Here is a 25,738-nt window from a genome sequence, read left to right as displayed (position 1 = left end):
GAAAGCATATTGGTTGAGCTGCCCTGTTACCATACCACAAAGGAGGGCCCAAGGCAATGGGAACCTTTGTCGAAGGAAGGCGGGGCCAAAACAGGAGGAACTGCCATGCTCATCATCAACGCCACCGTGCACACCATGGAGGGTGTGACCATTCCCAACGGCTACGTGGCCGTGTCCGGGGACAAGATTGCCAAGGTGGGCCCCATGGAGGAGGCCCCCGACCACTGGGAGGGGGAGACTCTGGACGCGGCCCAGGGCCATGTGCTGCCCGGCTTTGTGGACGCCCACAGCCACCTGGGCATGTTCGGAGACGCCCAGGGCTTCGAGGCCGACGACGGCAACGAGGCCACCGACCCCTGTACCCCCCACCTGCGGGCCATCGACGCCATCAACCCCCTGGACCGCTGCTTCCAGGAGGCTCGGGCGGCGGGAGTGACCACCGTTCTCACCGGCCCCGGCTCCGCCAACCCCATCAGCGGACAGTTTGCCGCCATCAAGACGGCGGGGCGCTGGGTGGATGAGATGGTGCTCAAGGCCCCCGTGGCCATGAAGCTGGCCCTGGGGGAGAACCCCAAGTGCGTCTACAACGAGCGCCATGAGACCCCCGTTACCCGCATGGCCACCGCCGCCATCATCCGGGAGAACCTGCACAAGGCCCTGGAGTACGCCGAGAAACTGGAGAAGGCGGAGGCGGACGAGGAGGAGGACAAGCCTGACTACGACGCCAAGCTGGAGGCCCTGCTGCCCGTGGTGCGGGGGGAGCTGCCCGTCCACATCCATGCCCACCGGGCGGACGACATCGCCACCGGCGTGCGCATTGCCAAGGAGTTTGGCCTCAAGTGCGTCATCGTCCACGGCACGGAGGCTCACCTTATCCCGGAGCTTCTGGAGCAGGAGGGCATCCCCGTCATCACCGGCCCCGCCCTGGGGGACCGCTCCAAGCCGGAGCTGGCCAACATGACCATTGAATCTCCGGCGGTGCTCACCCTGCGGGGAGTGAAGACCGCCATCTGCACCGACCACCCGGAGGTGCCTATTCAGTACCTGCCCCTGTGCGCCGGTCTGGCGGTAAAGGGGGGCATGAATCCCGAGGCCGCCCTGGCTGCCATCACCATCAATGCCGCCAAAATCGCGGGGATCGATGACCGGGTGGGCTCCCTGGCCCCGGGGAAGGACGCCGATCTGGTGATCACCACCGGCCACCCCATCAACCTGCTCAGCCGGGTCAAAGCCGTGTTTATCAACGGCGTCCGGGTAAGTGGATAAAATTCCAAGGAGCGAATTTAGAAAAAATTCACAAAAGCCTCTGGTAATTTCCCTCCTGTATGGTATAATAAGTTAACGGAGGGGGAACCCTCCCCCTCCCCCATACCAGCCCTTCGGGGCGAAAGGAGCGGAACAAGTATGAAGTATGTGTTTACGGACAAGAAAGTGAACCTGCCGGGCTCCATCCACGCTTATGCGGAGAAGAAGGTAGGAAAGCTGGACCGTTTTTTCAGAGAGGATGCGACCGCCGCAATCACGTTCAGTGTGGAGAAGGACCGGCTCAATAAGGTGGAAATCACCATCCGGTCCAACGGCACCATCTTCCGGGTGTCCGAGAGCACCTCTGATATGCACGCCTCCATCGACGCCGCTGTCACCACGCTGGAGCGCCAGATCCGCAAGAACAAGACACGTCTGGAGAAGCGGCTGCGCCAGGGCGCCTTTGAGCGGGCCTTGGATGTGGAGGAATTCTCCTCCTTCGCGCCCGATGAGCCCGAGGAAGGCGAGTACCGCATTGTGCGCAGCAAGACCTTCCCCCTCAAGCCCATGACCCGGGACGAGGCCATTCTGCAGATGAATCTGCTGGGCCACAGCTTCTTCGCCTTTAAGGACGAGGAGGCGGGCGGGGCCTTCGCGGTGGTCTACCGCCGCTACGACGGGGACTACGGCCTCATTGAAGACGAGCAGTAAGAAAGACATGCAAAGGGGGCGGCACAGCCGCCCCCTTTTTTCGGCCTTGACCGGGAGTCAAAGGCCCAGAACAGAAAGAAGAGAAGGAGCGAAACAGCCATGAGCCGGGAGCGCGTATTATCCCTGCTGCGGGAGAGCGGTGGGGAATATCTGTCCGGGGAAGCCATGAGCCGCCAGCTGGGCATCAGCCGGGCGGCGGTGTGGAAGGCCATTGAGGCCCTGCGTCAGGAGGGGTATGAGATTGCCTCCGCCCCCAACCGGGGCTACCGGCTGCAGGGAGCCCCCGACCGCCTGCGGGAGGGGGAGCTGGCCGGCCCCCTGGAAGGGTGCCTGGTGGGGCGGAAGCTGCTGTGTCTGGACACCGTGGACTCCACCAACACCGAGTGCAAGCGCCAGGCCATGGCCGGCGCGGAGGAGGGCCTGGTGGTCATCGCCGACGAGCAGACCGGCGGCCGGGGACGGCTGGGCCGCACCTTCCAGTCCCCCAAGGGCTGCGGGCTGTACCTGTCCGCTCTCCTGCGGCCCAAGCTGGAGCCCGCCCAGGTGACCGACTTTACCGCCTGGGTGGCGGTGGCGGTGTGCGACGGCATTGAGGCGGCCTGCGGCGTCCGCCCTCAGATCAAATGGACCAATGATATTATCCTGGGGGGCAAAAAGCTGGTGGGCATCCTCACGGAGATGGGGCTGGAGAGCGAGAGCAACGCCCTGGAGTATCTGGTGCCCGGCATCGGCATCAACGCCAACCACCGCCCGGAGGATTTCACCCCGGAGATCCGGGACATGGCCACCTCCCTTCAGCAGCAGCTGGGTCATCCCGTGCGCCGCACCGAGCTGGCCATCCAGCTCATTCGGGCCCTGGACAAGATGTACGCCGGATTCCCGGAGAATAAGGCGGAGTACCTGGCCAAGTATCGGGCCGATTGCCTCACCCCCGGCAACCAGGTGCAGCTCATCACCCCCGTTTCTCGCCAGGAGGCCTATGCCCTGGAAATTGATGACCAGTTCCGCCTGGTGGTGGAGCTGCCCGACGGAAGCCGGAAGGCCCTGTCCGCCGGGGAGGTGTCGGTCCGGGGTATGTATGGCTATGTGTAAGCTCTGGTCCGGTTTACAAAGAAAAAATCCCCCGCCTGGATATCCAGGCGGGGGATTTTTCATCGAATTTCTTTATTTGCTGGCCCAGTTGCCGGTGGCCTCACAGGTGAGGTAGGCATTGATGAAGCCATCCAAATCGCCGTCCATGACGGCGCCAATGTTGCTGGTCTCGTAGGCGGTGCGGTTGTCCTTCACCAGCTGATAGGGCATGAAGACGTAGGAGCGGATCTGGCTGCCCCATTCGATCTTCAGCTGTACGCCCTTCAAATCGGAGATCTTCTCGGCCTTCTCCTGCATCTGCAGCTCCACCAGCTTGGCGCGCAGCATCTTCATACAGTTGTCCTTGTTCTGGAACTGGGAGCGCTCCTGCTGGGAGGCCACCACAATGCCGGTGGGCTTGTGAATGAGACGGACGGCAGAGGAGGTCTTGTTGACGTGCTGGCCGCCGGCGCCGGAGGCGCGGTAGACCTGCATCTCAATGTCCTCGGGGCGGATTTCAATCTCCACGTCCTCAGGCAGGTCGGGCATGACCTCCACAGAGGCGAAGGAGGTCTGCCGCCGGGCATTGGCGTCGAAGGGGGAGACACGCACCAGACGGTGTACGCCGTGCTCGCCCCGGAGGAAGCCGTAGGCGTTTTCGCCCTCGATCATGATGGTGGCGGACTTGATGCCGGCTTCGTCACCCTCCTGATAGTCCATGATCTGGTAGGTAAAGCCGTGGCGCTCGGTCCAGCGGGTGTACATGCGATAGAGCATCTGGGCCCAGTCCTGAGCCTCGGTGCCGCCGGCGCCGGGGTGGATGGTGAGAATGACGTTAGAGCTGTCATACTCGCCGGAGAGCAGGGTCTGGAGCCGGGCGGACTCCATGTCCGCCTCCAGGGCGGCAAAGCCCTCCTCCAGCTCGGGGACCAGGGACTCGTCCTCGAACTCGTTGCCCATCTCGCAAAGGGCCATCAAATCGTCCCACTGACGCTGACGCTTGGTCTGGCTGTCCACCTTGTCCTGAAGGTTCTTGATGCGCTGCTGCACCTTCTGCGCCTTGGCCAGGTTGTCCCAAAAGCCGTCGGCGGCGGACTCAGCCTGGAGCATGTCCAGCTCCCGGGCCGCCCCGTCCAAATCCAGGGCATCGGCCAGCTCCTTCAGGGTGGGGGCCAGATTGTTCAGCTTGACTTTGTACTCGTCAAATTGGAGCATAGGGTCCTCACTCTTTCCTGTAAACTCCCGAAATCGGGGTATTTCATATTATAAGCCCAACTATTATATATGAGACCGAAGGAAAAGTAAAGGAAAACCTATCGGTGCGGGCAGCAAAAAGCCGTCTCCCCGGAGGGAGACGGCCCTCAGCGGTCACTGACCAACCAGCCCTCTTCCCGGAAAATCAGGTCGTCCAGATCATCCCGGGGTGCGGGGCGGGGGGGCAGATTTAAAATAGGGGTGCTGTGCTCGTTCATCATGTTGTTGACCTCCTGAACGAAAAACTCCGCCGTCAGGCGGCGTAAGTTGAAAAAGGAATTTACATACCAGTATATGTGGGACAGGCTGCGATATGTGCCGGTTTTTGTACACCGAGGAGAAAAAAGTTTCTGAGCCGGTGGCAAAAAAATACCTTGACAAGGGCTGGTAAGTGTGGTAATATTAAAAAACCGTCAGGAACGAGACCGGAAAGCCACCCATGCCGGAGTGGCGGAATTGGCAGACGCCCGGGACTTAAAATCCCGTGGGAGAAATCCCGTGCCGGTTCGACCCCGGTCTCCGGCACCAATATCGCGGGGTAGAGCAGTTGGCAGCTCGTCGGGCTCATAACCCGGAGGTCGCAGGTTCAAATCCTGCCCCCGCAACCAGATTGCCTTAACAAAATATAAGGCCGAAAGCCCCCGTAAACAGCTTGTTTACGGGGCTTTTTCGTGCCCAAGATTTGAGTTGAGAGTGAAAATATTTGGGTTGAGCGTTGACAGAAAAAGAAAAAGAGACTACTATATAATTAGCGAGAATGATTATCATTAATTGACGGCGAGTAGAGAAATATTTGGCCTGCTCGGTCAATTTATGGAACCTTGGAATATGCAGCGGGCAGAAGTTGTTTTCAGAAAAGATCTTCAAAAGTGAGGGATAATGGATGACGCAATCTCTCGACAGAGACAAAAGGATACAAACGGTCAGGAAATTGACCAGTTTGTTATTTCACAAGCACTATTGCGAAAACGACGTAGAGTCGATCATCGAACTGTTTGACGATCGGCTGAGCTGGTTTGGTGCAGGTGAAAATGAATATAATGTAGGAACTGAAACTGTTTCCGGCATTTTTCGGCAGTTTGTAGATAAGGTTCCAAAATGCAACATCTGGGACGAAGAATACGATGTGATCGACCTTTCACCAGATATATATGTTTGCTCCGGCAGAGCATGGATCGCCACCGATCCCTCCACGGAGGTCTATCTGCGTGTCCATCAGCGTATTACGGCTGTTTTTCGCTGGGTAGACGGTACACCCCGCTGCTGCCATATTCATATTTCCAATCCATATTCGGAAATGACCCAGCAGGATGTAGGATTTCCAACCCAGGTTGGAAAGTACACATACGAATATCTTCATAAATGTATTGATGAGTACAAAAAACGATTGAAGAACAGACCAAGCAGTTGGAAAAACTGAGCTTTGAAGATTCTCTGACGGGACTGTTCAACCGAAATAAATTTAACCTGGACATGCAGGACTTTGAGAAAATCCTGCTTTCCAGGTTGGGTGTGGCTGCCATCGATTTGAACGGGCTGAAGCGGGTCAATGACCGCATGGGACATAGCGCCGGAGATCATCTGATTTGCCGTGCAGCAAACCATATCGCCAGTATGTTTGCGGGCAGATGCTACCGAATCGGCGGCGATGAATTTGTAGTCATTGATTCGAAGATGGAAGAAGAGGCGTTTCGAAAAGCAGTTGATACAACGAAAAAGAATATGGAACAAGATGGTATCAGCGTTTCGGTGGGAATATCCTGGAGGGGCGGCCATTGTAACATGCAGGAACAGCTTGACGAAGCGGACAGGCAAATGTATCAGGCAAAAGCGGCATTTTACAGTTCACTTGACACGGATCGGGAAAAAGCAGACGACGGGGATGCCAGATGCTGAATGCCTATTCTCCGTCAGTCTTTGAATGTTATATGCGCTTGATCAAATCTAAAATACAGAGCTAAAAGGGGCCTGCTGCCATTCGCAGCAGGCCCCTTTTTTGTCTATTTACAAATTGCAGCTCTCGGGTGCTCATAGGAGACGGAACAGGCGATTTATAGGTTTTGCCTTGCAGATTTCGGGAGAACGAAAGTCAGCCCACAAGGGGCAAGCGAGAATATCTCGCTTCAATCCTGCCCTGGGGCAGAATCCTCCGGCCCATACCACATGCACCGGGCCAAATCCACCCTGCCATCGGGGCGGAAGGGGACGCCTTCCTGTTCCAGCAGCAGGCGGTGGCTGTCCCGACCGGTGGGCGCAAAGGCGTCGCACAGTCCACCCAGGCGGTTCACCACCCTGTGGCAGGGCAGACCCGCCGGGGCAGCGTGCATGGCGCAGCCCACAATGCGGCTCAGGCGGGGATTGCCCGCCAGCCGGGCCAACTGTCCATAGGTGGTGACTCGGCCGGGGGGAATCTGAGCCGTCAAGGCGTAAATCCGGGCAAAGGTGTCCATGAGGAGGCCTCCTTATAAAAGACAGCGGAGGACGGGCCGGGGCCCGTCCTCCGAAACAATTAGCACATTTTGGCCCCGGCGGGGATCTTGTCATCCAGCATCAACAGGTTGAGGCGCTCCTCGCCGTGCTCGGTGTGGACGGCGGAGATGAGCATGCCGTTGGACTCCTGACCCATCATCTTGCGGGGGGGCAGGTTGACAATGGCCATGAGGGTCTTGCCCACCAGTTCCTCGGGCTTATAGAAGGCGGCAATGCCGGAGAGAATCTGACGGTCCGTGCCGGTGCCGTCGTCCAGAGTGAACTTCAGCAGCTTGTTGGACTTCTTCACATTCTCGCAGGCCTTTACCTTAACCGCCCGGAAGTCGCTCTTGCAGAAGGTATCGAAGTCCACCTTCTCGGTGAGCTGGGGCTCCAGCTCCACAGCGGGCAGGGCGGTCTTCTTGGCCTGGGCGGCGATCTCCTCCAGAGCGGCCAGCTCCTTCTCCATGTCGATGCGGGGGAACAGGTTCTCGCCCCGGGTGACGGTGACGTCAGCGGGCAGAGAGCCCCACACGCCCGCGCTCTCCCAGGTGGAGCAGGCCTCGCAGGCGCCGATCTGCTTCAAAACCTCGGCGGCGGAGTCGGGGATGAAGGGGGTGAGGAGGATGCCGGCAATCCGCAGCACCTCCAGCAGGTTGTACATCACCCGAGCCAGACGGGCGCCGTTTGCCTCCATATCCTTGGCCAGCACCCAGGGGGCGTTCTCGTCAATATACTTGTTGGCCCGGTCAATGACCTTGAAGATTTCGCTCAGGGCGTTCTGGAAGGCGAACTTCTCCATCTGCTCCTCGTAGCGAGTGCGCAGGGTGGAGGCCAGCTCCACCAGCTCCTTGTCCTTCTCGGCGTCCTCCACCTGCTCGGTGGGCAGGGTGCCGCCGAAATACTTGCCCACCATGGACACGGTGCGGCTCAGCAGGTTGCCCAGGTCGTTGGCCAGGTCCACGTTGATGGTGTTGATGAGGGCCTCGTTGGAGAAGTTGCCGTCGGAGCCGAAGGGGAAGGTGCGCAGCAGGAAGAAGCGCAGGGCATCCACGCCGAAGCGCTGGGCCAGCAGATAGGGATCCACCACGTTGCCCTTGCTCTTGGACATCTTGCCGCCGTCCAGCAACAGCCAGCCGTGGCCGAAGACCTTCTTGGGCAGAGGCATACCCATGCTCATGAGCATGGCGGGCCAGATGATGGAGTGGAAGCGGACGATCTCCTTGCCCACGAAGTGGACGTCGGCGGGCCAGAACTTCTCATAATCGTCATACTTGTCGTTGAGGAAGCCCAGAGCGGTGGTGTAGTTGAAGAGGGCATCCACCCACACATAGACCACGTGGCCGGGGTCAAAGTCCACGGGTACGCCCCAGGTGAAGCTGGTGCGGGAGACGCACAGGTCCTCCAGGCCGGGCTTGATGAAGTTGTTCACCATCTCATTGACCCGGGAGCGGGGCTCCAGGAAATCGGTGTCCTCCAGCAGGTGCTGGATGCGGTCGGCGTACTTGCTGAGACGGAAGAAGTAGGCCTCCTCCTCCGCGTCCTGGACCTCCCGGCCGCAGTCGGGGCACTTGCCGTCTACCAGCTGGCTCTCGGTCCAGAAGGACTCGCAGGGCTTGCAGTACTTACCCACATACTTGCCCTTGTAGATGTCCCCATTCTCGTACATCTTCTTGAAAATCTTCTGGATGGAGGCCACATGGTAGTCGTCGGTGGTGCGGATGAAGCGGTCGTTGGAGATGTTCATCAGCTTCCACAGATCCTTGACGCCCTGGGGGCCCTCCACGATGCGGTCCACGAACTCCTTGGGGGAGACGCCGGCCTCCTTGGCCTTGTCCTCGATCTTCTGGCCGTGCTCGTCGGTACCGGTGAGAAACAGCACGTCATAGCCGCAAAGGCGCTTATAGCGGGCCATGGCGTCGGTGGCCACGGTGCAGTAGGTGTGGCCGATGTGCAGCTTGTCGCTGGGGTAATAAATGGGTGTGGTAATATAAAAACGTTTGCGTTCCATAATTATAACTCCTCCGTATCATCTTGATGGGAAACCTCTTCCTCGTCGTCCTCTTCCTCAGCCCCAAGGGGCATTCGCTCGCTCAGCAGGCGGCGGGGCCAGGGCGGGCCAAACAGATTGCGGGCCAGCGCACAGGAACCCGACAGGGCGGAGAGGAGAAAGGCGGCGGTGAGCACCGTAAAGAAGGGGGGCAGACCGTCCAGTAGAGAGGTGAGGCCCAGCACGCTCCCCATGAGGGCGAAGAACAGGGCCCGGCGGGGATGGGGCCGTCCGTGGAAGGAGGCGGCAACTTCGTAGTGGGCCAGCATCAGCAGGGCGGCGGCCGCCAGGGAGAAGCCGTAGCCCATGAGAATGGGGTCTGTGCTGTGGGCCAAATGGGTGGCAAACAGCCACACCAGTCCGGCGCAGGCGGGGAACAGGGCCGTCAGGGATGAGCTTTGGGCCGGCCGGCCACGATAGGCCCCCTTGCCCACCTGCAGGCAGGCAAGACCGGCGGGGAAGCACAGCAAGGCGCACAGCAACAGGGCGGCGGGGTAAGTGAGCAGATGGCCCTTGGGGTCCACCCGCCACAGGGTCAGCTCATCCAGGCCGTACAGCAGCCCCAGCACCCCCGCGCCGAAGAACAGAAAGGCGGCGGCAGCCATTCCCGCCATGTAGAGGGGAGCGGGGCAGCGGAAGGCGGCCAGAAAGTCCGAGGGAGATTCCCCCTTCTGGACCAGAACCACCAGCAGGACGGCCAGCACCACAGTCAGGGCCAGCAGCGCGTAGGTGGCGGGAGCTCCATGGGCAAACAGCTGGGTTTCAGCGTCGTAGGCCGAACGAAGCTGCCACTGCCGCAGAGCCAGACACCCGGCGCCTCCGCCTACGGCCAGCACAGGCAAAAGAATATCCTTACGCATCGTATGCAGAATCTCCTTATCAAAAGGAAGTCGTACCCACCATGATATACCAGGGTGGTAAAAAAATCAACTTTATTTCAGGCGGGGCGGGCGAGGTGTGGAGTCACCGGAAGGACCGTTGCCGAACTGAATCCACAGGGCTACGAACAAAAGAATCACTCCGAGAATGGTGCACAGGCTGGAAGCGGCCAGGGAGATCATTTCGTTGTTATACAGCAGCTGAGCCACGGCCAAAAACACCAGGTTGAGGAGCAGCAGGTTCCGGGCGGCGGGCTTGAAGCGTTTACCCATCTGCTTCTTTTCGTCAGCCAGCGTGGCCCCCTGGGAGCGGGTTCGGGCGCTGGGTGCGGGCTGGGGATGACGTTTTTTCTTCTTGCTCATAGGGATTCTCCTTTCTCAATGACAGCGCCGCCCACCACGGTGTCGCCGTCGTAAAAGACCACAGCCTGGCCGGGGGTGATGGCCCGCTGGGGCTGGTCAAAGACCACCCGGACCTGGTCGGGGGCGATCTGCTCCAAGGTGCAGGGCTGCTCCGTCATGCGGTAGCGCACCTTGGCCCGCAGGTACAGGGGAGCGCTGGGTGTATCGCAGGCGATCCAGTTGATCTGCCGGGCGGTGAGGGCCCGGGCAAAGAGGCTCTGGTTGTCCGACAGCACCACCGTGTTGTCACAGGGCCGGACTTCCTTTACATAGAGCCGTCCCTGGTTGGAGGATACCCCCAGCCCCCGGCGCTGACCCACAGTGTAGCCAATGATGCCGGTGTGCTCCCCCAGGACCTGGCCCGCTTCGTTCACAAAGGGGCCGGAGGGGTAGCTGCGGCCGGTGTACCGGCGGATAAAGGCGGCGTAGTCCCCGTCGGGAATGAAGCAGATGTCCTGGCTCTCCCCCTTCTGGGCGCAGGTGAGGCCGTGGGCCTGGGCCAGAGCCCTTACTTCATCCTTGGTGAGACCCCCAAGGGGGAAGAGGCTGTGGGACAACTGCTCCTGGGTGAGGGAGTAGAGGACGTAGCTCTGGTCCTTCTCCGGATGGAGGGCCTTTTTCAGCAGAACGCGGCCGGAGCCTCGGTCCTCCTCCAGACGGACATAGTGGCCGGTGGCCAGCTTGTCACAGCCCAGCTCCCGGGCCTTGTCCAGCAGAGCGCCGAATTTCAGCTTCCGGTTGCACACCACACAGGGGTTGGGGGTGCGGCCGGCCTCGTAGGCCTGGACAAAGGCGTCCATGACCTCCTGGCGGAAGGTCTGGGACAGGTCCAGCACGTGGTGGGAAATGTCCAGCTGACGGGCGGCCAGGGCGGCCTCCGCTCCGCAATCCTGGCCGCCGGGAAAGAGCACCATGGTGACGCCCGTCAGCTCATAGCCCTGTTCCTTCAAAAGCCAGACGGCCGCGGAGCTGTCCACTCCGCCGCTCATGGCCACAGCGGCCCTTGCATGCATGCTAAGATCCTCCTCGGGAGAAAATTCAACCAAAAGTATATCATACTTTACGCCTTGGGGCAACTAAATGAAGCGCCTGCCCCACAGGATGGCGGGAGAACAGAACATCCGCTGGACAATACAGAGGGTATTGCACATCTTGTACAATTCGCGAAAAAAGAAAAAATTCAGGCACAATATCTAGTGACAAACCGGATGAGCTATGCTATAATCTGCACCTGGACACTGTCCGGCACAGAAAGCCGGTTTACGAGAACAAAGAGATTGACATGATTTACTGGAGAAAAAGGAGTGCACCATGAGCATGAAAGTGGTCAAGCGAGACGGGACCATTGTAGATTATGACCGAAGCAAGATCGTAACCGCCATTGAGAAGGCCAATGCCGAGGTTTCCCCCGAGGAACAGCTGGACCGGGAGCGGATTGACGCCATCATCGACCGCATCGAGGGCATGAAGCGGAAGCGGATGCTGGTGGAGGACATCCAGGACCTGGTGGAGCAGGGGCTGGTGGCCGAGAACAAGTTCCACCTGGCCAAGACCTATATTATTTACCGCTACAACCGGGCCCTGGTGCGCAAGGCCAACACCACCGACGAGTCCATCCTCTCCCTGCTGCGCAACGAGAACAAGGAGCTGGCCGAGGAGAACTCCAACAAGAACACCATGATCGCCGCCACCCAGCGGGACTACATTGCCGGCGAGGTGAGCCGTGACCTGACCCGGCGCATCCTGCTGCCCGAGTACATCTCCAAGGCCCACGACGAGGGCGCCATCCACTTCCACGACGCCGACTACTTTGTTCAGCCCATCTTCAACTGCTGCCTCATCAACATTGGGGACATGCTGGACAACGGCACCGTGATGAACGGCAAGCTCATTGAGTCCCCCAAGAGCTTCCAGGTGGCCTGCACCGTCACCACCCAGATCATCGCCTGCGTGGCCTCCAACCAGTACGGCGGCCAGAGTGTGGATATGAGCCATCTTGGCAAGTATCTCCGCCGCAGCAAGGAGAAATTCAAGAAGCACATCGCCTATGAGTGCGCCGGCCAGGTGGACGAGGCCACTCTGGACCGTCTGGTGGCTGACCGCCTGAAGGACGAGCTGAAGAGCGGCGTGCAGACCATCCAGTACCAGATCAACACCCTCATGACCACCAATGGCCAGTCCCCCTTTGTTACCCTGTTCCTCAACCTCCGGGAGGACGACCCCTACCTGGAGGAGAACGCCATGATCGTGGAGGAGGTGCTGCGCCAGCGCCTGGAGGGCATCAAGAACGAGAAGGGCGTGTACATCACCCCCGCCTTCCCCAAGCTGGTGTACGTGCTGGACGAGCACAACTGCCTCAAGGGCGGCAAGTACGACTACATTACCGAGCTGGCCGTCAAGTGCTCCGCCAAGCGCATGTACCCCGATTACATCTCCGCCAAGAAGATGCGGGAGAATTACGAGGGCAACGTGTTCTCGCCCATGGGCTGCCGCTCCTTCCTGGCTCCCTGGAAGGACGAGAACGGCAATTATAAGTTTGAGGGCCGCTTCAACCAGGGCGTGGTCTCTCTGAACCTGCCCCAGATCGGCATTCTGGCCCGGGGCGACCAGGAGAAGTTCTGGTCCCTGCTGGAGGAGCGCCTGCAGCTGTGCTTTGAGGCCATTATGTGCCGCCACAACGCCCTGAAGAACGTGAAGTCCGACTCCTCTCCCATCCACTGGCAGTACGGCGCCATCGCCCGCCTGCCCAAGGGTGCCCCCATCGAGCCCCTGCTCTACGGCGGCTACTCCTCCATTTCCCTGGGCTACATCGGCCTCTATGAGGTCACCAAGCTGATGACCGGCGTCAGTCACACCCAGCCCGGCGGCACCGAGTTTGCCCTGAAGGTGATGAACCGGCTGCGCAAGGCCTGCGACGACTGGAAGGCCCAGACCAACATCGGCTTCGCCCTCTACGGCACCCCCGCCGAGAGCCTGTGCTACCGCTTCGCCCGCATCGACAAGGAGCGCTTCGGCACAATCCCCGATGTAACCGACAAGGGCTATTATACCAACAGCTATCACGTGGACGTGCGGGAGCACATCGACGCCTTTGAGAAGTTCACCTTCGAGTCCCAGTTCCAGAAGATTTCCACCGGTGGCTGCATCTCCTATGTGGAGATTCCCAACATGCGCCACAACCTGGAGGCTCTGAAGGAGGTTGTCCGTTTCATCTACGACAACATCCAGTACGCCGAGTTCAACACCAAGAGCGATTACTGCCAGGTGTGCGGCTTCGACGGAGAGATCATCATCAACGACGACAACCAGTGGGAGTGCCCCGCCTGCCACAACAAGGACCATTCCAAGATGAACGTCACCCGCCGTACCTGCGGCTACCTGGGTGAGAACTACTGGAACGTGGGCAAGACCAAGGAGATCAAGTCCCGGGTGCTCCACCTGTAAAAAAGAATGAAGCGTTGAGCGTGGAGCGGGAAGAACGCTCCACGCTTCTCGCCTTTTCTGAAAACCGGAGGTTTTTCCATGAATTACGCCGACATTCGCCCCATCGATGTGGCCAACGGACCGGGGATCCGGGTGAGCCTGTTTGTCTCCGGCTGTACCCACGCCTGCCCGGGCTGCTTCAACCCCGAGGCCTGGGACTTTGGCTACGGCCAGCCCTTTACCAAGGATGAGGTGGACGCCATCCTGACCCATCTGGCCAAGCCCTATGTAAAGGGCCTCTCCCTGTTGGGGGGTGAGCCCTTCCACCCGTCCAACCAGGCGGCGGTGCTGGAGCTGGTGAAGCGGGTGCGGGAGGCGTATCCCGGGAAGGACATCTGGTGCTATACCGGCTACCTCTACGAGGATCTGCTCTCCGGAAAAGTGGGGGAGCACAGCCGGGAACTGCTGGAGCAGCTGGACGTGCTGGTGGACGGCCCCTTTGTGCTGGAGCAGAAGGAGCTGTCCCTCCGCTTCCGAGGCTCGGCCAACCAGCGCCTCATCGATGTGCACGCCTCCCGGGAGGCCGGAACTGTGGTGTGGTGGAACGACGAAATGTAATAAAAGGCCCCGGTATTCCGATTTGGAATGCCGGGGCCTTTGTGTGTTGCTTTAAAATCAGCCCTTCAGCCGGGCCTCCAGAGCCACCCAGCCGTTTTTCTCCCGCTTCTGGGTGACAGTCAGGCCGTTGCGGGCCAGTGTGGCCTCCACCTCGTGGGCCCGGGTGTCAATGATGCCCGAGCACAGGAACACCCCGTCCTCCGCCAGCATCTGAGGCACTCGGGCAGACAGGGGAATGATGACGTCGGCCACAATGTTGGCCAGCACCATCTGATAGCGCTCCTGGCTGAGCTCGGCAGCCAACGCGGAATCGGAGATGACGTCTCCCGCCCGCACGGTGTACCGGTCCCGGCCGATGCCGTTGAGGGCGGCGTTTTCATAGGCCACGTCCACCGCCTTGGGGTCGATGTCCACCCCGATGGCGTGGCTGGCGCCCAGACACAGGGCGGCGATGGAGAGAATGCCGCTGCCGCAGCCCAAGTCCAGCACCGGGCGTCCGGGGACGGTGTGCTCCTCCACCCCCTCCAGACAGAGCTGGGTGGAGGCGTGGGAGCCGGTGCCGAAGGTGAGACCGGGGTTCAGGTACAGGGGACAGCGGCCCTCGGGGACGGGCTCCTCCCGTTCCCACTGGGGGACCACGTAGAGCCGCTGGCCAATGGCCAGGGGCTTATAGTATTTCTGCCAGCTGTACGCCCAGTCGTTGTCGGCCAGGGGAGTGACGGTGTACTCCCAGCCCAGACCCCGGGTGTAGGTCTCCAGCTTTGCCCGGCCGTCCTCGTCGTCGGAGACGTAGAACTTGACCCGGGTGACCCCCTTCATGCGGTCCAGCAGCTCCTGGTCCACATAGTCCCAGTACTGCCGGTTCTGTTCCAGAAAGTTCAGAAAATCCCCCTCGTCCTCAATGACCAGGGCGTCCATGCCGGCGGCGGTGAGCTTGGCGCACACCTCGTCCAGCTTCTCCTGGGTGGTGTTGACCGCCACCTCCAGCCACTTGATCTCATCCATGGGAGTGTCTCCTTTGTGGTGAAGTAAGGTCCTCAGCGCTCGGTGCCCACGTAGAACAGGGCCAGAGTGCCGGGGCCGGAGTGGGCGCCGATAACGGGGCCCACGTAGTTGATATAGACCTGCTGTACGCCCATGCGGTCCTTGACCATCTGGGCCACCATCTCTGCGTCGGCCAGGCAGTCGCCGTGGCTGATGAAGACGATCTGGTCCTTGGGGTCGATGGCGGTAATTTCCATCTTGTCCACCAGGGCCTTTAGGGAGGCGGCACGGCCCCGGGCCTTGGAGATGTTGATGAGGTGGCCCTCGTCATCCACATGGAGGACGGGCTTGATCTGCAGCATGGAGCCCAGTACGGCGGTGGTGGCGGAGATGCGGCCGCCCCGCTTGAGGAAGTGGAGGTCATCCACGGTGAACTGGTGACACAGGTTGAGCTTGTGGGCCTCCACCCAGTCCCGGACCTCCTCGATGGACTTGCCCTTTTCACGCTCCTTGACGGCCAGATAGACCAGCAGGCCCTGGCCCAGGGAGGCGCACAGAGTGTCCACGGTATAGAGCTTCCGGTCGGGGTACTTCTCCTTCAGTTCCTCCACCGCCAGGCGGGAGGAGTTGTAGGTGGCGGACAGGCCGGAAGAGAAAGCCAGCACCAGCACATCCTTGCCGGCCTGGAGCAGGGGCTCCAGAGCCTCAGTGTACTGGGCAACGTTGATTGCAGAGGTAGTGGCTTGCTCCCCCTTACGCAGCAAGGCATAAAAGGCGGCGGGATCCATCTCGTGATTGTCGGGGTAGTTGTGATAGGTGATGTCCTGAATGGTAAAACTGAGAGGCAGCACCTGGACGTCCAGCTGCTGAACCAGATCCGCGCCTAAGTCAGCGGAAGAGTCGGTAAGAATAACAAAATCGGACATGGAATACACACTCCTTGTCAAAACACTGAATATTAAAAGTGAAATCGGCAAACCGTCCCCCTGACACAGGGGATCGGACTCCGTTATTTCTTGGCTTTTTTGCTGCCATCAGAGGAATCGGACTGTAAGATGTCCAGAATCCGGGCGCAGGCCAGCTGATTGGCGTAGCTGCGCAGGGCCAGATCCAGGGCCAGCTGGGCCAGATCCTCCCGGGTGGCGTTCTCGTTGATGGATTGGGCAGTCCCAGACAGGGCGCGGTCCAGCGCACCGCAGAAGTAGGCATACAGGTCCTGGGGATTTTTGTTCCGGGCCTGACCGGCAGCGATGAGCGCCCCGGTGTCCCGTACAGACAAAATTTTCTTCAGGGCGGAGACGGCGGTAAGATAGCCCAGATGGACGGGGCCATACCGTTTGCCCTCGGCCCGGGGCACCAGACCATCCTTGATATAGTTGTTCACCATGGCAGAGGTCAGAGCCTCTCCGTCGTCAAAATGGATCAGCTGCCGGGGCATATAGGAGATGACCTGGTCCATGTACAGGGCCAAATCAGGCAGTTCCTCCCAGGGGGTGGGGCGCTCCTCTTCCATCCGACGCTTTAAATCCAGCAGTTCCTCCATGCACCATACGCTCCTTCTTGTGATAATGAACATGATATCACATCATAGCGAAAATTGCAACGAACCTCAGCGCTTTCGCTCCTCCCGCAGCTGCTCCATCCGGCGGCGCAGCTGTTCCAGCGCCTGCTTGTGGTCCAGGGACCGCATCTGCGGGAAGGCGGAGAGCAGACGGCGCTGGCCGAAGAAGCTCTGGTCCATTACCTCGCTCAGACGGCGGCGCAGCTCTTCCAGGCTTTCCTGACGTTCGGCCCGGCGTATGGCCTGATCCATCTGGCGCTCCTCCCAGTGGTCGGTGAGATCTTCCTTCAGGTCGGCCAGGTTTTCCCGGAAATCCTCGCTCCGATCAGCCAGCTCCTCCCGGAAGTCGGCGCTCTTTTCCGCCACATCCAGTACCTTGTCCGCCAGATTCTCTCCGAACTCGTTGGAGGCGGACTTGATTTTGGCAGCCAGCTCGTCAATCTGGCCCAGGCTGCGGTTGATTTTGGCAATGGTGCGCACTGTGGCCACCAGATCCACCGCCATAATGAGGCTGAGGATGACCAGCAGGGCGATGCCCACCGGCTTTGGAATGAGGCGGATGGCCAGCAGAATGGAGGGGTGAAGGATTTTCACCACAAACAGGCAGGCCAGGCCCCAGGCGATGGAAAAGCGCAGGCAGATATAGCCCCCCAGATTGAAGGGCTCATTGGAGTAGTCCCACCAGCGCTGGTGGAAGATCTTCTCCAGGGCAAAGCCGGTGACCCACTCCAGCGCGGAGGTGAGGAGGACAGAGCCCAGGAAGAGCAGCAGAAGATTGTGGCGCAGCGGCTCCAGAAAGGCCAGGACAATGACCACGCCGAAGCCGTAAATGGGACAGACCGGGCCGTTAAGGAATCCACGGTTAACAAATTTGCCGCTGACCAGGGCGGCAAAGCTCACCTCGGTACACCAGCCCAGAAACGCATAGGCGAAAAAAATCCACAGCATCAGATACATAGGGTATATTCTCCCTGAAAAAATTTTACAGTACAGTATAACTCTTTTTGGAAGAAAAGTCCACACTGAGGTGTGGGGAAGGGCGGTTTTTGCCGGGGAAGAGGGCGGCAGCCGTGGTTAAGGATTGAAGAACGGAGGAAAACCTGTCATAATAAGAGGGACTTTGCATCCGGGAAGGGATGCGGAACGGGACGAGAGTGGTTGTAGGACATGAGACGAATTTGCATCGGAGTTATGGCCCATGTGGATGCGGGGAAGACTACCCTGGCCGAGGGCCTTTTATATGTGGGAGGAGCCCTGCGCCGGCTGGGCCGGGTGGACCACGGGGACGCCTTTCTGGACACGGACGCGGTGGAGCGGGAGCGGGGCATTACCGTTTTTGCCAAGCAGGCGGTGCTGCCCCTGGGGGACGTGGAGCTGACCCTGCTGGACACCCCGGGCCACGTGGACTTCTCCTCGGAGATGGAGCGAACCCTCCAGGTGCTGGACGGAGCCCTGTTGGTGGTCAGCGGCACCGATGGGGTGCAGAGCCACACCCGCACCCTATGGCGGCTGCTGCAGCGCTACCAGGTGCCCACCTTTGTGTTTGTGAACAAGATGGACCTGGCGGGGGCGGACAAGGAGCGGGTGCTGGAGGAACTGGGAAAGCTGGACGGGGGCTTTGTGGACTTCACGGCCCCGGCCGAAGAGCGGGACGAGGCCGCTGCCATGTGCGGGGAAGAGGCTCTGGAGGAGTTTCTGGAGACGGGAGCAGTCTCCCAGGACACCCTGGCCCGGCTGACGGGGGAGCGGAAGCTCTTTCCCTGCTGGTTTGGCTCGGCACTGAAGCTGGAGGGAGTGGAGGCGCTCCTGTCCGGCCTGGAGACCGGCCTGCCCGGGAAGGAGTATCCCCGGGCCTTCGGAGCGAGAGTTTTTAAAATTTCCCGGGACAGCCAGGGGGCGCGGCTCACTTGGCTGAAGGTCACCGGCGGCGCCCTGCGGCCCAAGGAACTCATCGGGGGCGGAGCGGGAGAGGAGCGCTGGGAGGAAAAGGTGGACCAGCTGCGCCTCTACTCCGGGGAGAAGTTCCGTACCCTGGAGGAGGCCCCGGCAGGGACGGTGTGTGCCGTCACCGGCCTGAGCCGCACCTACCCCGGTCAGGGCCTGGGGGCGGAGGAGGACGGCGCCCGGCCGGTGCTGGAGCCGGTGCTGTCCTATCAGCTGATTCTTCCCCAGGGCGTCGACCCCCACACCGTTCTGCCCAAGCTGCGCCAGCTGGAGGAAGAGGACCCCATGCTCCGGGTGGTGTGGAACGAGCGGTGGAAGGAGATCCACCTCCAGCTCATGGGCCAGGTGCAGCTGGAGGTGCTGCGCCGGGTGCTGTCCGACCGCTTCGGCCTGGAGGCCGACTTCGGCACCGGAGGCATTGTGTACCGGGAGACCATCACCGGCCCGGTGGAGGGCGTGGGCCACTTTGAGCCCCTGCGCCACTACGCCGAGGTCCACCTGCTGCTGGAGCCGGGGGAGCGGGGCAGCGGCGTGCGGGTGGCCTCCGCCTGCTCCGCCGACCAGCTGGATTTGAACTGGCAGCGGCTGGTGCTCACCCACTTGCTGGAGCGGGAGCATCCGGGGGTGCTCACCGGTTCCCCCCTCACCGATGTGAAGATTACCCTGGTGGCGGGGCGGGCCCACAACAAGCACACCGAGGGGGGCGACTTCCGCCAGGCCACCTACCGGGCGGTGCGCCAGGGCCTCATGCAGGCAGAGACCATTCTGCTGGAGCCCGTCTACGACTTCACCCTGGAGGTGCCCGTGGACTGTGTGGGACGGGCCATGACCGATCTGCAGAACATGGGCGGGACGGTGGAGCCCCCAGAGAATGGGGAGGAGCTGGTCACCCTCACCGGGCAGGCCCCAGTGGCCGGTCTGCGGGACTACGGCCAGCAGGTGGCTGCCTATACCCGGGGCCGGGGGCGGCTGAGCTGCACGGCGGGAGGCTATGCGCCCTGCCGCAGCCAGGAAGAAGTGGCCGCGGAGCTGGGCTACGACCCGGAGCGGGACGTGGACAACCCCGCCGATTCGGTGTTCTGCGACCACGGCGCAGGCGTTGTGGTGAAGTGGAACGAGGTGCGGGAGCATATGCACGTGGACAGCGGCCTGCGCCTGGGGGAGGAGCCGGAAGAAGAGGAGCCTGCCGCCCCCGCCGGAGGAGAACGGGCCTATCGGGGTGGGTCCCTGGAGCAGGACAAGGAGCTCCAGGCCATCTTTGAGCGCACCTACGGCAAGGTGGAGCGCCAGGCCTTCCAGCCCCAGAAGAAGCCCGCCCGCACCAGTCTGGACGAGGGCAAGTACCACATCCGGAACCAGAAGACGGGGCCGGAATACCTGCTGGTGGACGGCTATAACATCATCTTCGCCTGGGAGGAGCTGGAGGCGGTGGCCCGGCAGGATGTAGCCGCCGCCCGGGCCATGCTGACGGACATTTTGTCCAATTACCAGGGCTATCGAAAGTGCGTAGTCATCCTGGTCTTTGACGCCTACAAGGTGAAGGGCAATCCCGGCTCGGTGGAGAAGGTAAACAACATCTATGTGGTGTACACCAAGGAGGCGGAGACCGCCGACGCCTATATCGAGAAGGCCACCTACGACCTCCAAAAGGAGCATCGGGTGCGGGTGGCTACCTCAGACGGGCTGGAACAGCTCATCATCCTGGGCCACGGGGCCCTGCGGCTGTCCGCCCGGGCCTTTAAGGCGGAGGTGGAGCAGGCTCAGGGCGAAATTTCCGACCTCATCCGGCGGCACAACCAGAGCGGCGGCCGGGAGCAGAACCAGCTGCGCAGCACGGCCCAGGTGAAAAAGCGGGCGGAGACGCCGTAATCCTAGAAAACGGTCCTTGGGCAGTACACGGTTTTTGTGCGTGACAAGCGGACCCTTTCATGGTACAATGAATGTGCAGAAAATGTTTCCTGTGAGATGGAAAATGGATAAAATTCCATAAATTTACACCAAAATTTCACCTTTTTACAGAGAAACAGGGAAAACTGCATATTTCTTCGGAAAACCTGTATATCCGGCGTGTTTGCCGGGAGAAAAAACGACTGAAAAAGGGGCTGCGGCCAATTCACCGCCGCCCTTTTTTATGGAGGTGCAGCGATCTATGCGAATTACAAATGCCCTTTTGTTCGTGGACGGAGCCTTCCGTCCCGGTTCTCTGGCCTTTGAGAACGGCGTCATTACGGACATTGGTCCGGCGGATGCCCCCGGGGAGCTGGACGCAGGGGGACAGTACCTGGTGCCCGGTTTTGTGGACGTCCACACCCACGGTGCCCGGAACCACGACTTTTCTGACGGCAATCCCGAGGGCCTGCCCGTCATGGCCCGCCACTATGCCCAGCACGGAGTGACCTCCTTCCTGGCCACCACCATGACCCTGCCCGAGGAGGAGCTCACCCGGGCCATGCACACCATCCGGGATTTTGCCCGTCCCAAGGACGGCGCCAAGTGCGCCGGTATCCACCTGGAGGGCCCCTTCCTGTCCTACGCCAAGCGGGGCGCCCAGGCTGCAGACAACCTGCACAAGCCCGATGTGGCCATGTTCCGCCGCCTCAATGAGGCCAGCGGAGGACAGGTGCGCCTCATCACGGTGGCTCCCGAGGAGGAGGGCTGTCTGGCCTTCATCGAGGAGGTGTCCAAGGAGTGCGCCGTCTCCCTGGGCCACACCACCGCCGGGTACGACCTGGCTATGGAGGCCTTCCGGGCGGGTGCTAACCACGCCACCCACCTCTATAACGGCATGCCCCCCCTGAACCACCGGGAGCCCGGAGTCATTGGGGCGGCCCTGGACGCCGGCACCGCGGTGGAGCTCATCTGCGACGGCATGCACATCCACCCTGCGGTCATCCGGGCCACCCACCGCATGTTTGGGGAGCAGCTGGTGCTGATCAGCGACTCCATGCGCTGCGCGGATATGCCCGACGGCGACTATGAGCTGGGCGGACAGCCGGTGGAGCTGCACAGCGGCCGGGCCACCCTGAAGGGGACGGACACCCTGGCCGGCTCTTCCACCAACATGCTCACTGAGGTGAAGAACGTGGTTTCCTACGGGCTGTCCCTGGAGGACGCCATCACCGCCGCCACCCTGGCCCCCGCCCGCTCGGTGGGGCTGGAGGGTGAGATCGGCTCCTTGGCGGTGGGCAAACGGGCAGATTTCCTGCTGCTGTCCAAGGACCTGGAGCTGAAGGCCGTCTATGTAGAGGGCGAACAAGCGTGCTGACTGCTCGAAAAGAGCGGATCATACGATATCAATATGGAGGAATGACTGCCATGAGAATTATTCGAACCAAGGACTACGACGCCATGAGCGCCGCCGCCGCCCGGCTGATTGCCGCCCAGATTACCCTGAAGCCCAACTGCGTGCTGGGCCTCGCCACCGGTTCTTCCCCGGTGGGTGCCTATCAGAACCTCATCGCCTGGAACAAGGCGGGCGAGCTGGACTTCTCCCAGGTGCGCTCGGTGAACCTGGACGAGTACGCCGGCCTCACCCCCGACCACGACCAGAGCTACGCCTACTTTATGCGCCACAACCTCTTTGACCACGTGAACATTGACCAGAAGAACACCAATGTTCCCTCCGGCGTCAACGGCGACGGGGAGTGCGAGCGCTATGACAAGCTCATCGCCGACTTCGGCGGCATCGACCTGCAGCTGCTGGGTCTGGGCGTCAACGGCCATATCGGCTTCAACGAGCCCGACGACCACTTCTCCCTGGGCACCCACAAGGTGACCCTCACCGAGAGCACCCGGGAAGCCAACAAGCGCTTTTTCACCTCCATTGACGAGGTGCCCACCCACGCCTATACCATGGGCGTGCGGGACATTCTCCAGGCCCGCCGTGTGGTGATGGTGGCCTCCGGCGCCAACAAGGCCCAGGCCATCAAGGACGCCTTCTTCGGCCCTGTGACCCCCCAGGTGCCCGCCTCCATCCTCCAGTACCACCCCGACTTTATCCTGGTGGCTGACGAGGAGGCCCTGTCCCTCATCTAAGCGGGCAGGTTTTTCATCCAACAACAAAAGCACCGGGCGCCATTCCAATGGAATGGCGCCCGGTGCTTTTTCAGTCATGAGAGGGGGACCGGAAGAAACCGGTCCGGAAAAGGGAAAACTTAATAGACGGGGTTTTCCACTTCCACCTTGTCCACTTCCTGATAGGGGGCCAGGGTGGAGACCATCTTCACAGGAACGTCATAGGCGTTGCGGCAGTAGTGAACCTCGCCGGGCTCGATGTGGATGAGGTCGCCCTTGCTCAGGGTGTGGACGGTGCCGTCCACCACGATGTCGATCTTACCCTCCAGGATGAAGAAATTCTCCTCCATCACGTTGTGGTAGTGGGCGCGGAAGTCCTGGCCGGGCATGAACTGCACCAGAGCGAAGTTCATGCGGGGGCCCTTCATGAGGTACTTGGGACCGCTGTCGCCAAAGCGGTACTCCTTCTCGTTTTCGTTGATTACAAACATTGATCTCTCTCCATTCTATACTGGGACTGTCGGCTTACAGGCCGGGGGCAATCCACATATTTTTGGTCAGCTTGCGGTCGCAAAGCTCCAGCTGAGCGGCGTAAACCTGGCGCCAAACCTTGTACATGTCCTCGTAGACGGCATAATTGTCGGGATTGGGAACGTAAGTATGATCAAAGCGCACAGTGCGCTGAGCGCCTTCGGCAATGCTGGAGTAGATGCCCACGCCGTAGCCGGCCAGGATGGCGGCACCCAGAGCGGTGGCCTCCTTGACCACGGGGGTGCGCACGTTCTTGCCGGTAACGTCGGCCAGAATCTGACACCACAGGGGGCTCTTGGAGGCGCCGCCGGCGAAGATGAGCTCCTCAGGCTCGTTGCCGGTAGCCTCCTTCACCAGGGCGATGTGACCCTTGACGATGAGGGCGGTGTTCTCCAGAATGGCGCGGTAGAAGGTGTAGCGGTTGAACTTCTCGGGCTCCAGCTCGAAGTTGGTGAAGGTGGGGGAGGCGTGCTTCCAGTTGATGAAGTTCATCACGTCGCTGAAGCAGCACATCATGCCATAGGAACCGGCGGGAATCTTCTCCGCCTCCCGGTTCATGAGGTCATAGGGATCCACGCCCTCTGCGGCGCCCTGCTGCTTCTCCAGCTGGCAGAAGCCGTCCCGGAACCAGCGCATCACCAGACCGGGCTTGAAGGCCAGAGCCTCATACTGCCACACGCCGGGGACGGCGTGGCAGTTGACACGGACCCGGCCCTGGGGGTCGGTCTTGCCGCTGTCGGTGTTGAACTCATACTGCCAGAAGCTGCCGCCGAACACGGCCGCCTGGCCGGGGTCGCAGGCGCCCACGCCGATGGTGCCCAGCTGGCAGTCGCCGCCGCCCACCACCACGGGGGTGCCCTCGGCGAGACCGGTCTGGGCGGCGCCCTGAGCGCTCACCTTGCCGGCAATCTGTCCGCACTCCAGCACAGCGGGGAAGATATCATCCCGCAGGCCGCAGCGGCGGGCAATGGAGGGATCCCAGGTGCGGCTCTGCAGGTCCATAAGGCCGGTGGTGGAGCCGTTGCTGGGCTCTACGGCCAGCACGCCGGTGAGCTTGTAGATGAGCCAGTCGTTGAACATGCCCACCACAGCGGTCTTCTCGTAAATCTCGGGCATTTTGTCCTTCACCCACAGGATGCGGGGGATGGCGTTGAGGGCGTAGCTCTGGCCGGACTGATCGTAGAGCTCCTTCTCCAGCTGGGGGTCCTGCTGGATCAGCCGGGCCACCTCGTCGGTGCTGCGGGCGTCCACGTTGGCGCAGGCCCAAATCTCCTTGCCTTCCTTGTCATAGAGGAGGATGCCCTCCCGCATGCAGGTGGTGGAGACGGCGGCCACATCGGCGGGATCGATGCCGGTCTCCTTCAGTACGCCGCGGACGCAGCCGCTGGCCAGGTTCCAGTTGAATTCCCAGTCAAAATCCATGCTGCCGGGGAAGCGGGGGTCCTCCTTGTGGGTCCACTCCTCCTGAACGCAGCCAATCTGGTTGCCGTCCAGGTCAAACAATACCGCGCGGACGCTGCCGGTTCCGGCGTCAATTGCCATCAGATATTTGGACATAAGAACCATCAACTCCTTAAAAATAAAAATTCAAAGCTATAGAAATCCCGGGGGATCGATTCACGAAAGAAATATGGAGACGGGGTTCTGGACCTGGATCATCCATGGGCCAGGAGGGCTTCCGCCGTGACCTCATCAGTAATGAGGGTGTCCAGATACTGGCCCTTCAGCACCGCGTGAATGGCGTCTATCTTGTCCTCGCCCCCTGCCACACCGATGACGTTGTTCATCTGGCGCAGCTCCTGCAGCGGGGTGCTCAGCAGACGCTGCTCCACGCTGCTCTGGATGGGGTTGCCGTCCTTGTCAATGAAGTGGCTGAGAATGTCGCCCACGGCTCCCTGCATCTCCAGCAGTAGGAAGTCGGCCTTGGTGAGAATCCCGTTTTGGATGATGGTGGCGTTGGCCCCCATGCTGCCGATGCCCACTACCGTCATTTTGGCCATCCGGCTCATCTGCTGGATGCGCTGGACGGACTCCTCCTGAAACATGACCTGGACCAGTTCGGGGCTGCCCAGAAGAAGGGGGGAGGGGATGAGGTGCAGCCTGGCGTTGAAGACGCTGGACTGGGTGTTGGGCAGGTAGTAGCTCACGCCGCCGGTGAGGGACACCGCGTTGATGGGGTGCTCTGTGGACCGGGCCAGGTGATTGAGGATCCGGCTGGGGGTATCGCCGTAGCCCATATTAATAAAGGTATTGTCAGACAGCCGGTCGGCAATGTACATGGCGGCCGCCTGGGCCAGGCTTTCGTTGAGCTCAGAGGCGTCGCTGCCCACGGGAATCACGAAGGCATCGTTCAGGCCGAATTGAGTGATCAGAGATTTTTCCACCTGCATGCGCCGGTTGTTGTCCTGACGGATGCGGAAGCTGACGATGCCGTTTTGCCGGGCCTTTTCCAGAAGCCGAATGACCCGGATGCGGCTGATGCCAAGAAGCTCGGAAATTTTCTGCTGGGTGTAGTTTTCAATGTAGTAATACCACGCCGTTTTTACCATTAGAATCTCTTCGTAATTGAAATCTCCGTTCATG

23 protein-coding genes and 2 tRNA genes are annotated in these 25,738 nt (G+C 60.8%); 12 read left to right on the top strand and 13 right to left on the bottom strand.

Annotation, left to right across the window (positions count from 1 at the left end; translation table 11 throughout):
• Positions 1 to 105: 105 nt before the first annotated feature.
• The 3 genes from DWX58_RS12310 (at position 106) to DWX58_RS12300 (ending at position 3,048) form a co-directional block, all read left to right on the top strand.
• Entirely contained in the window at positions 106 to 1,266 is a 1,161-nt protein-coding gene (locus DWX58_RS12310; RefSeq protein ID WP_118644249.1) for an amidohydrolase, read from the top strand.
• Between the two features lie 138 nt (positions 1,267 to 1,404).
• Positions 1,405 to 1,956: a ribosome-associated translation inhibitor RaiA gene (raiA, locus tag DWX58_RS12305; protein WP_118644247.1), complete on the top strand. Its 552-nt coding sequence runs from the start codon at positions 1,405 to 1,407 to the stop codon at positions 1,954 to 1,956.
• A 99-nt stretch (positions 1,957 to 2,055) separates the two neighbouring features.
• A complete protein-coding gene (locus DWX58_RS12300; RefSeq protein WP_118644245.1) occupies positions 2,056 to 3,048 on the top strand; it encodes a biotin--[acetyl-CoA-carboxylase] ligase in 993 nt (330 codons plus the stop codon).
• Between the two features lie 72 nt (positions 3,049 to 3,120).
• Here DWX58_RS12300 and prfB read toward each other — a convergent pair whose 3' ends face one another.
• Complete coding sequence (gene prfB / locus DWX58_RS12295) at positions 3,121 to 4,242, bottom strand: peptide chain release factor 2 (RefSeq protein WP_118644243.1); 1,122 nt, start codon at positions 4,240 to 4,242, stop codon at positions 3,121 to 3,123.
• Positions 4,243 to 4,722: 480 nt separating this feature from the next.
• On the opposite strand from prfB, the gene DWX58_RS12290 reads away from it, so the two are divergent.
• From DWX58_RS12290 to DWX58_RS12275, 4 genes are all read left to right on the top strand, one after another.
• Positions 4,723 to 4,809, top strand: a tRNA-Leu gene (locus DWX58_RS12290).
• Positions 4,810 to 4,813: 4 nt separating this feature from the next.
• Positions 4,814 to 4,889, top strand: a tRNA-Met gene (locus DWX58_RS12285).
• Positions 4,890 to 5,212: 323 nt separating this feature from the next.
• A complete protein-coding gene (locus tag DWX58_RS12280) occupies positions 5,213 to 5,701 on the top strand; it encodes a nuclear transport factor 2 family protein (RefSeq protein WP_199648816.1) in 489 nt (162 codons plus the stop codon).
• Positions 5,689 to 6,177, top strand: coding sequence for a GGDEF domain-containing protein (locus DWX58_RS12275; protein ID WP_158579281.1), 489 nt, complete (start codon positions 5,689 to 5,691; stop codon positions 6,175 to 6,177). Before DWX58_RS12280 ends, DWX58_RS12275 begins: the two co-directional genes overlap by 13 nt.
• Positions 6,178 to 6,404: 227 nt before the next feature.
• Here DWX58_RS12275 and DWX58_RS12270 read toward each other — a convergent pair whose 3' ends face one another.
• The 5 genes from DWX58_RS12270 to mnmA all read right to left on the bottom strand — a co-directional run bounded on the left by DWX58_RS12270 (position 6,405) and on the right by mnmA (position 11,093).
• Positions 6,405 to 6,731, bottom strand: coding sequence for an MGMT family protein (locus tag DWX58_RS12270; RefSeq protein ID WP_118644237.1), 327 nt, complete (start codon positions 6,729 to 6,731; stop codon positions 6,405 to 6,407).
• A gap of 59 nt (positions 6,732 to 6,790) precedes the next feature.
• Entirely contained in the window at positions 6,791 to 8,761 is a 1,971-nt protein-coding gene (gene metG / locus DWX58_RS12265; protein WP_118644235.1) for a methionine--tRNA ligase, read from the bottom strand.
• A gap of 2 nt (positions 8,762 to 8,763) precedes the next feature.
• Complete coding sequence (locus DWX58_RS12260) at positions 8,764 to 9,660, bottom strand: hypothetical protein (RefSeq protein ID WP_118644233.1); 897 nt, start codon at positions 9,658 to 9,660, stop codon at positions 8,764 to 8,766.
• 72 nt (positions 9,661 to 9,732) lie between these two features.
• Positions 9,733 to 10,041, bottom strand: coding sequence for a hypothetical protein (locus DWX58_RS12255; protein ID WP_118644231.1), 309 nt, complete (start codon positions 10,039 to 10,041; stop codon positions 9,733 to 9,735).
• Positions 10,038 to 11,093 carry a tRNA 2-thiouridine(34) synthase MnmA gene (gene mnmA, locus DWX58_RS12250; RefSeq protein WP_118644229.1) on the bottom strand — a complete coding sequence of 352 codons (1,056 nt, stop codon included), beginning with the start codon at positions 11,091 to 11,093 and terminating at the stop codon, positions 10,038 to 10,040. Before mnmA ends, DWX58_RS12255 begins: the two co-directional genes overlap by 4 nt.
• A 304-nt stretch (positions 11,094 to 11,397) precedes the next feature.
• On the opposite strand from mnmA, the gene nrdD reads away from it, so the two are divergent.
• Both nrdD and nrdG read left to right on the top strand, forming a co-directional pair.
• Positions 11,398 to 13,524: an anaerobic ribonucleoside-triphosphate reductase gene (nrdD, locus tag DWX58_RS12245; protein ID WP_118644425.1), complete on the top strand. Its 2,127-nt coding sequence runs from the start codon at positions 11,398 to 11,400 to the stop codon at positions 13,522 to 13,524.
• Positions 13,525 to 13,602: 78 nt separating this feature from the next.
• Positions 13,603 to 14,121, top strand: coding sequence for an anaerobic ribonucleoside-triphosphate reductase activating protein (nrdG, locus tag DWX58_RS12240; protein WP_118644227.1), 519 nt, complete (start codon positions 13,603 to 13,605; stop codon positions 14,119 to 14,121).
• Positions 14,122 to 14,178: 57 nt separating this feature from the next.
• On the opposite strand, the gene prmA is transcribed toward nrdG, so the two are convergent.
• The 4 genes from prmA to DWX58_RS12220 form a co-directional block, all read right to left on the bottom strand.
• On the bottom strand, positions 14,179 to 15,126 hold the full coding sequence (gene prmA, locus DWX58_RS12235) for a 50S ribosomal protein L11 methyltransferase (RefSeq protein ID WP_118644226.1): 948 nt from the start codon (positions 15,124 to 15,126) through the stop codon (positions 14,179 to 14,181).
• Positions 15,127 to 15,158: 32 nt separating this feature from the next.
• Positions 15,159 to 16,031, bottom strand: coding sequence for a DegV family protein (locus DWX58_RS12230; protein WP_118644224.1), 873 nt, complete (start codon positions 16,029 to 16,031; stop codon positions 15,159 to 15,161).
• 83 nt (positions 16,032 to 16,114) lie between these two features.
• Positions 16,115 to 16,648: a DUF1836 domain-containing protein gene (locus DWX58_RS12225; RefSeq protein ID WP_118644222.1), complete on the bottom strand. Its 534-nt coding sequence runs from the start codon at positions 16,646 to 16,648 to the stop codon at positions 16,115 to 16,117.
• A 66-nt stretch (positions 16,649 to 16,714) separates the two neighbouring features.
• Positions 16,715 to 17,623: a putative ABC transporter permease gene (locus DWX58_RS12220; protein ID WP_118644220.1), complete on the bottom strand. Its 909-nt coding sequence runs from the start codon at positions 17,621 to 17,623 to the stop codon at positions 16,715 to 16,717.
• A gap of 210 nt (positions 17,624 to 17,833) precedes the next feature.
• Here DWX58_RS12220 and DWX58_RS12215 point away from each other — a divergent pair, with 210 nt between their 5' ends.
• The 3 genes from DWX58_RS12215 to nagB all read left to right on the top strand — a co-directional run bounded on the left by DWX58_RS12215 (position 17,834) and on the right by nagB (position 22,645).
• A complete protein-coding gene (locus DWX58_RS12215) occupies positions 17,834 to 20,479 on the top strand; it encodes a TetM/TetW/TetO/TetS family tetracycline resistance ribosomal protection protein (protein WP_118644218.1) in 2,646 nt (881 codons plus the stop codon).
• A gap of 280 nt (positions 20,480 to 20,759) precedes the next feature.
• Positions 20,760 to 21,875 carry an N-acetylglucosamine-6-phosphate deacetylase gene (nagA, locus tag DWX58_RS12210; protein WP_118644216.1) on the top strand — a complete coding sequence of 372 codons (1,116 nt, stop codon included), beginning with the start codon at positions 20,760 to 20,762 and terminating at the stop codon, positions 21,873 to 21,875.
• 50 nt (positions 21,876 to 21,925) lie between these two features.
• Positions 21,926 to 22,645: a glucosamine-6-phosphate deaminase gene (nagB, locus tag DWX58_RS12205; RefSeq protein ID WP_118644214.1), complete on the top strand. Its 720-nt coding sequence runs from the start codon at positions 21,926 to 21,928 to the stop codon at positions 22,643 to 22,645.
• A 119-nt stretch (positions 22,646 to 22,764) separates the two neighbouring features.
• Here the strand turns inward: nagB and DWX58_RS12200 are convergent, their stop codons facing one another.
• The 3 genes from DWX58_RS12200 to DWX58_RS12190 all read right to left on the bottom strand — a co-directional run bounded on the left by DWX58_RS12200 (position 22,765) and on the right by DWX58_RS12190 (position 25,737).
• Positions 22,765 to 23,115 carry a cupin domain-containing protein gene (locus tag DWX58_RS12200; protein WP_118644212.1) on the bottom strand — a complete coding sequence of 117 codons (351 nt, stop codon included), beginning with the start codon at positions 23,113 to 23,115 and terminating at the stop codon, positions 22,765 to 22,767.
• Between the two features lie 34 nt (positions 23,116 to 23,149).
• The gene (lsrK, locus tag DWX58_RS12195; protein ID WP_118644210.1) at positions 23,150 to 24,712 is read right to left on the bottom strand and encodes an autoinducer-2 kinase; all 1,563 of its coding nucleotides are present in this window, start codon (positions 24,710 to 24,712) and stop codon (positions 23,150 to 23,152) included.
• 98 nt (positions 24,713 to 24,810) lie between these two features.
• Positions 24,811 to 25,737 (bottom strand): sugar-binding transcriptional regulator, encoded by a 927-nt coding sequence (locus DWX58_RS12190; protein WP_118644208.1) that lies wholly within the window; start codon positions 25,735 to 25,737, stop codon positions 24,811 to 24,813.
• Position 25,738 lies beyond the last annotated feature (1 nt).

The sequence above is a fragment of the Pseudoflavonifractor sp. AF19-9AC genome (assembly GCF_003478995.1).
Lineage (GTDB): Bacteria > Bacillota > Clostridia > Oscillospirales > Oscillospiraceae > Lawsonibacter.
The sequence above is the reverse complement of the archived record's forward strand: the minus strand, read 5'-3'. Positions and strand labels throughout refer to the sequence as shown.

What these genes read in the sequence shown, in the direction of transcription:
- DWX58_RS12220 (WP_118644220.1), bottom strand. Translation starts at nt 17,623, where the DNA reads ATGTATCTGATGCTGTGGATTTTTTTCGCCTATGCGTTTCTGGGCTGG.
- DWX58_RS12215 (WP_118644218.1), top strand. Translation starts at nt 17,834, where the DNA reads ATGAGACGAATTTGCATCGGAGTTATGGCCCATGTGGATGCGGGGAAG.
- DWX58_RS12225 (WP_118644222.1), bottom strand. Translation starts at nt 16,648, where the DNA reads ATGGAGGAACTGCTGGATTTAAAGCGTCGGATGGAAGAGGAGCGCCCC.
- DWX58_RS12300 (WP_118644245.1), top strand. Translation starts at nt 2,056, where the DNA reads ATGAGCCGGGAGCGCGTATTATCCCTGCTGCGGGAGAGCGGTGGGGAA.
- mnmA (WP_118644229.1), bottom strand. Translation starts at nt 11,093, where the DNA reads ATGCATGCAAGGGCCGCTGTGGCCATGAGCGGCGGAGTGGACAGCTCC.
- DWX58_RS12230 (WP_118644224.1), bottom strand. Translation starts at nt 16,031, where the DNA reads ATGTCCGATTTTGTTATTCTTACCGACTCTTCCGCTGACTTAGGCGCG.
- nagA (WP_118644216.1), top strand. Translation starts at nt 20,760, where the DNA reads ATGCGAATTACAAATGCCCTTTTGTTCGTGGACGGAGCCTTCCGTCCC.
- prfB (WP_118644243.1), bottom strand. Translation starts at nt 4,242, where the DNA reads ATGCTCCAATTTGACGAGTACAAAGTCAAGCTGAACAATCTGGCCCCC.
- DWX58_RS12200 (WP_118644212.1), bottom strand. Translation starts at nt 23,115, where the DNA reads ATGTTTGTAATCAACGAAAACGAGAAGGAGTACCGCTTTGGCGACAGC.
- DWX58_RS12190 (WP_118644208.1), bottom strand. Translation starts at nt 25,737, where the DNA reads ATGAACGGAGATTTCAATTACGAAGAGATTCTAATGGTAAAAACGGCG.
- raiA (WP_118644247.1), top strand. Translation starts at nt 1,405, where the DNA reads ATGAAGTATGTGTTTACGGACAAGAAAGTGAACCTGCCGGGCTCCATC.
- DWX58_RS12270 (WP_118644237.1), bottom strand. Translation starts at nt 6,731, where the DNA reads ATGGACACCTTTGCCCGGATTTACGCCTTGACGGCTCAGATTCCCCCC.
- metG (WP_118644235.1), bottom strand. Translation starts at nt 8,761, where the DNA reads ATGGAACGCAAACGTTTTTATATTACCACACCCATTTATTACCCCAGC.
- DWX58_RS12260 (WP_118644233.1), bottom strand. Translation starts at nt 9,660, where the DNA reads ATGCGTAAGGATATTCTTTTGCCTGTGCTGGCCGTAGGCGGAGGCGCC.
- DWX58_RS12310 (WP_118644249.1), top strand. Translation starts at nt 106, where the DNA reads ATGCTCATCATCAACGCCACCGTGCACACCATGGAGGGTGTGACCATT.
- nagB (WP_118644214.1), top strand. Translation starts at nt 21,926, where the DNA reads ATGAGAATTATTCGAACCAAGGACTACGACGCCATGAGCGCCGCCGCC.
- nrdG (WP_118644227.1), top strand. Translation starts at nt 13,603, where the DNA reads ATGAATTACGCCGACATTCGCCCCATCGATGTGGCCAACGGACCGGGG.
- lsrK (WP_118644210.1), bottom strand. Translation starts at nt 24,712, where the DNA reads ATGTCCAAATATCTGATGGCAATTGACGCCGGAACCGGCAGCGTCCGC.
- nrdD (WP_118644425.1), top strand. Translation starts at nt 11,398, where the DNA reads ATGAAAGTGGTCAAGCGAGACGGGACCATTGTAGATTATGACCGAAGC.
- DWX58_RS12255 (WP_118644231.1), bottom strand. Translation starts at nt 10,041, where the DNA reads ATGAGCAAGAAGAAAAAACGTCATCCCCAGCCCGCACCCAGCGCCCGA.
- prmA (WP_118644226.1), bottom strand. Translation starts at nt 15,126, where the DNA reads ATGGATGAGATCAAGTGGCTGGAGGTGGCGGTCAACACCACCCAGGAG.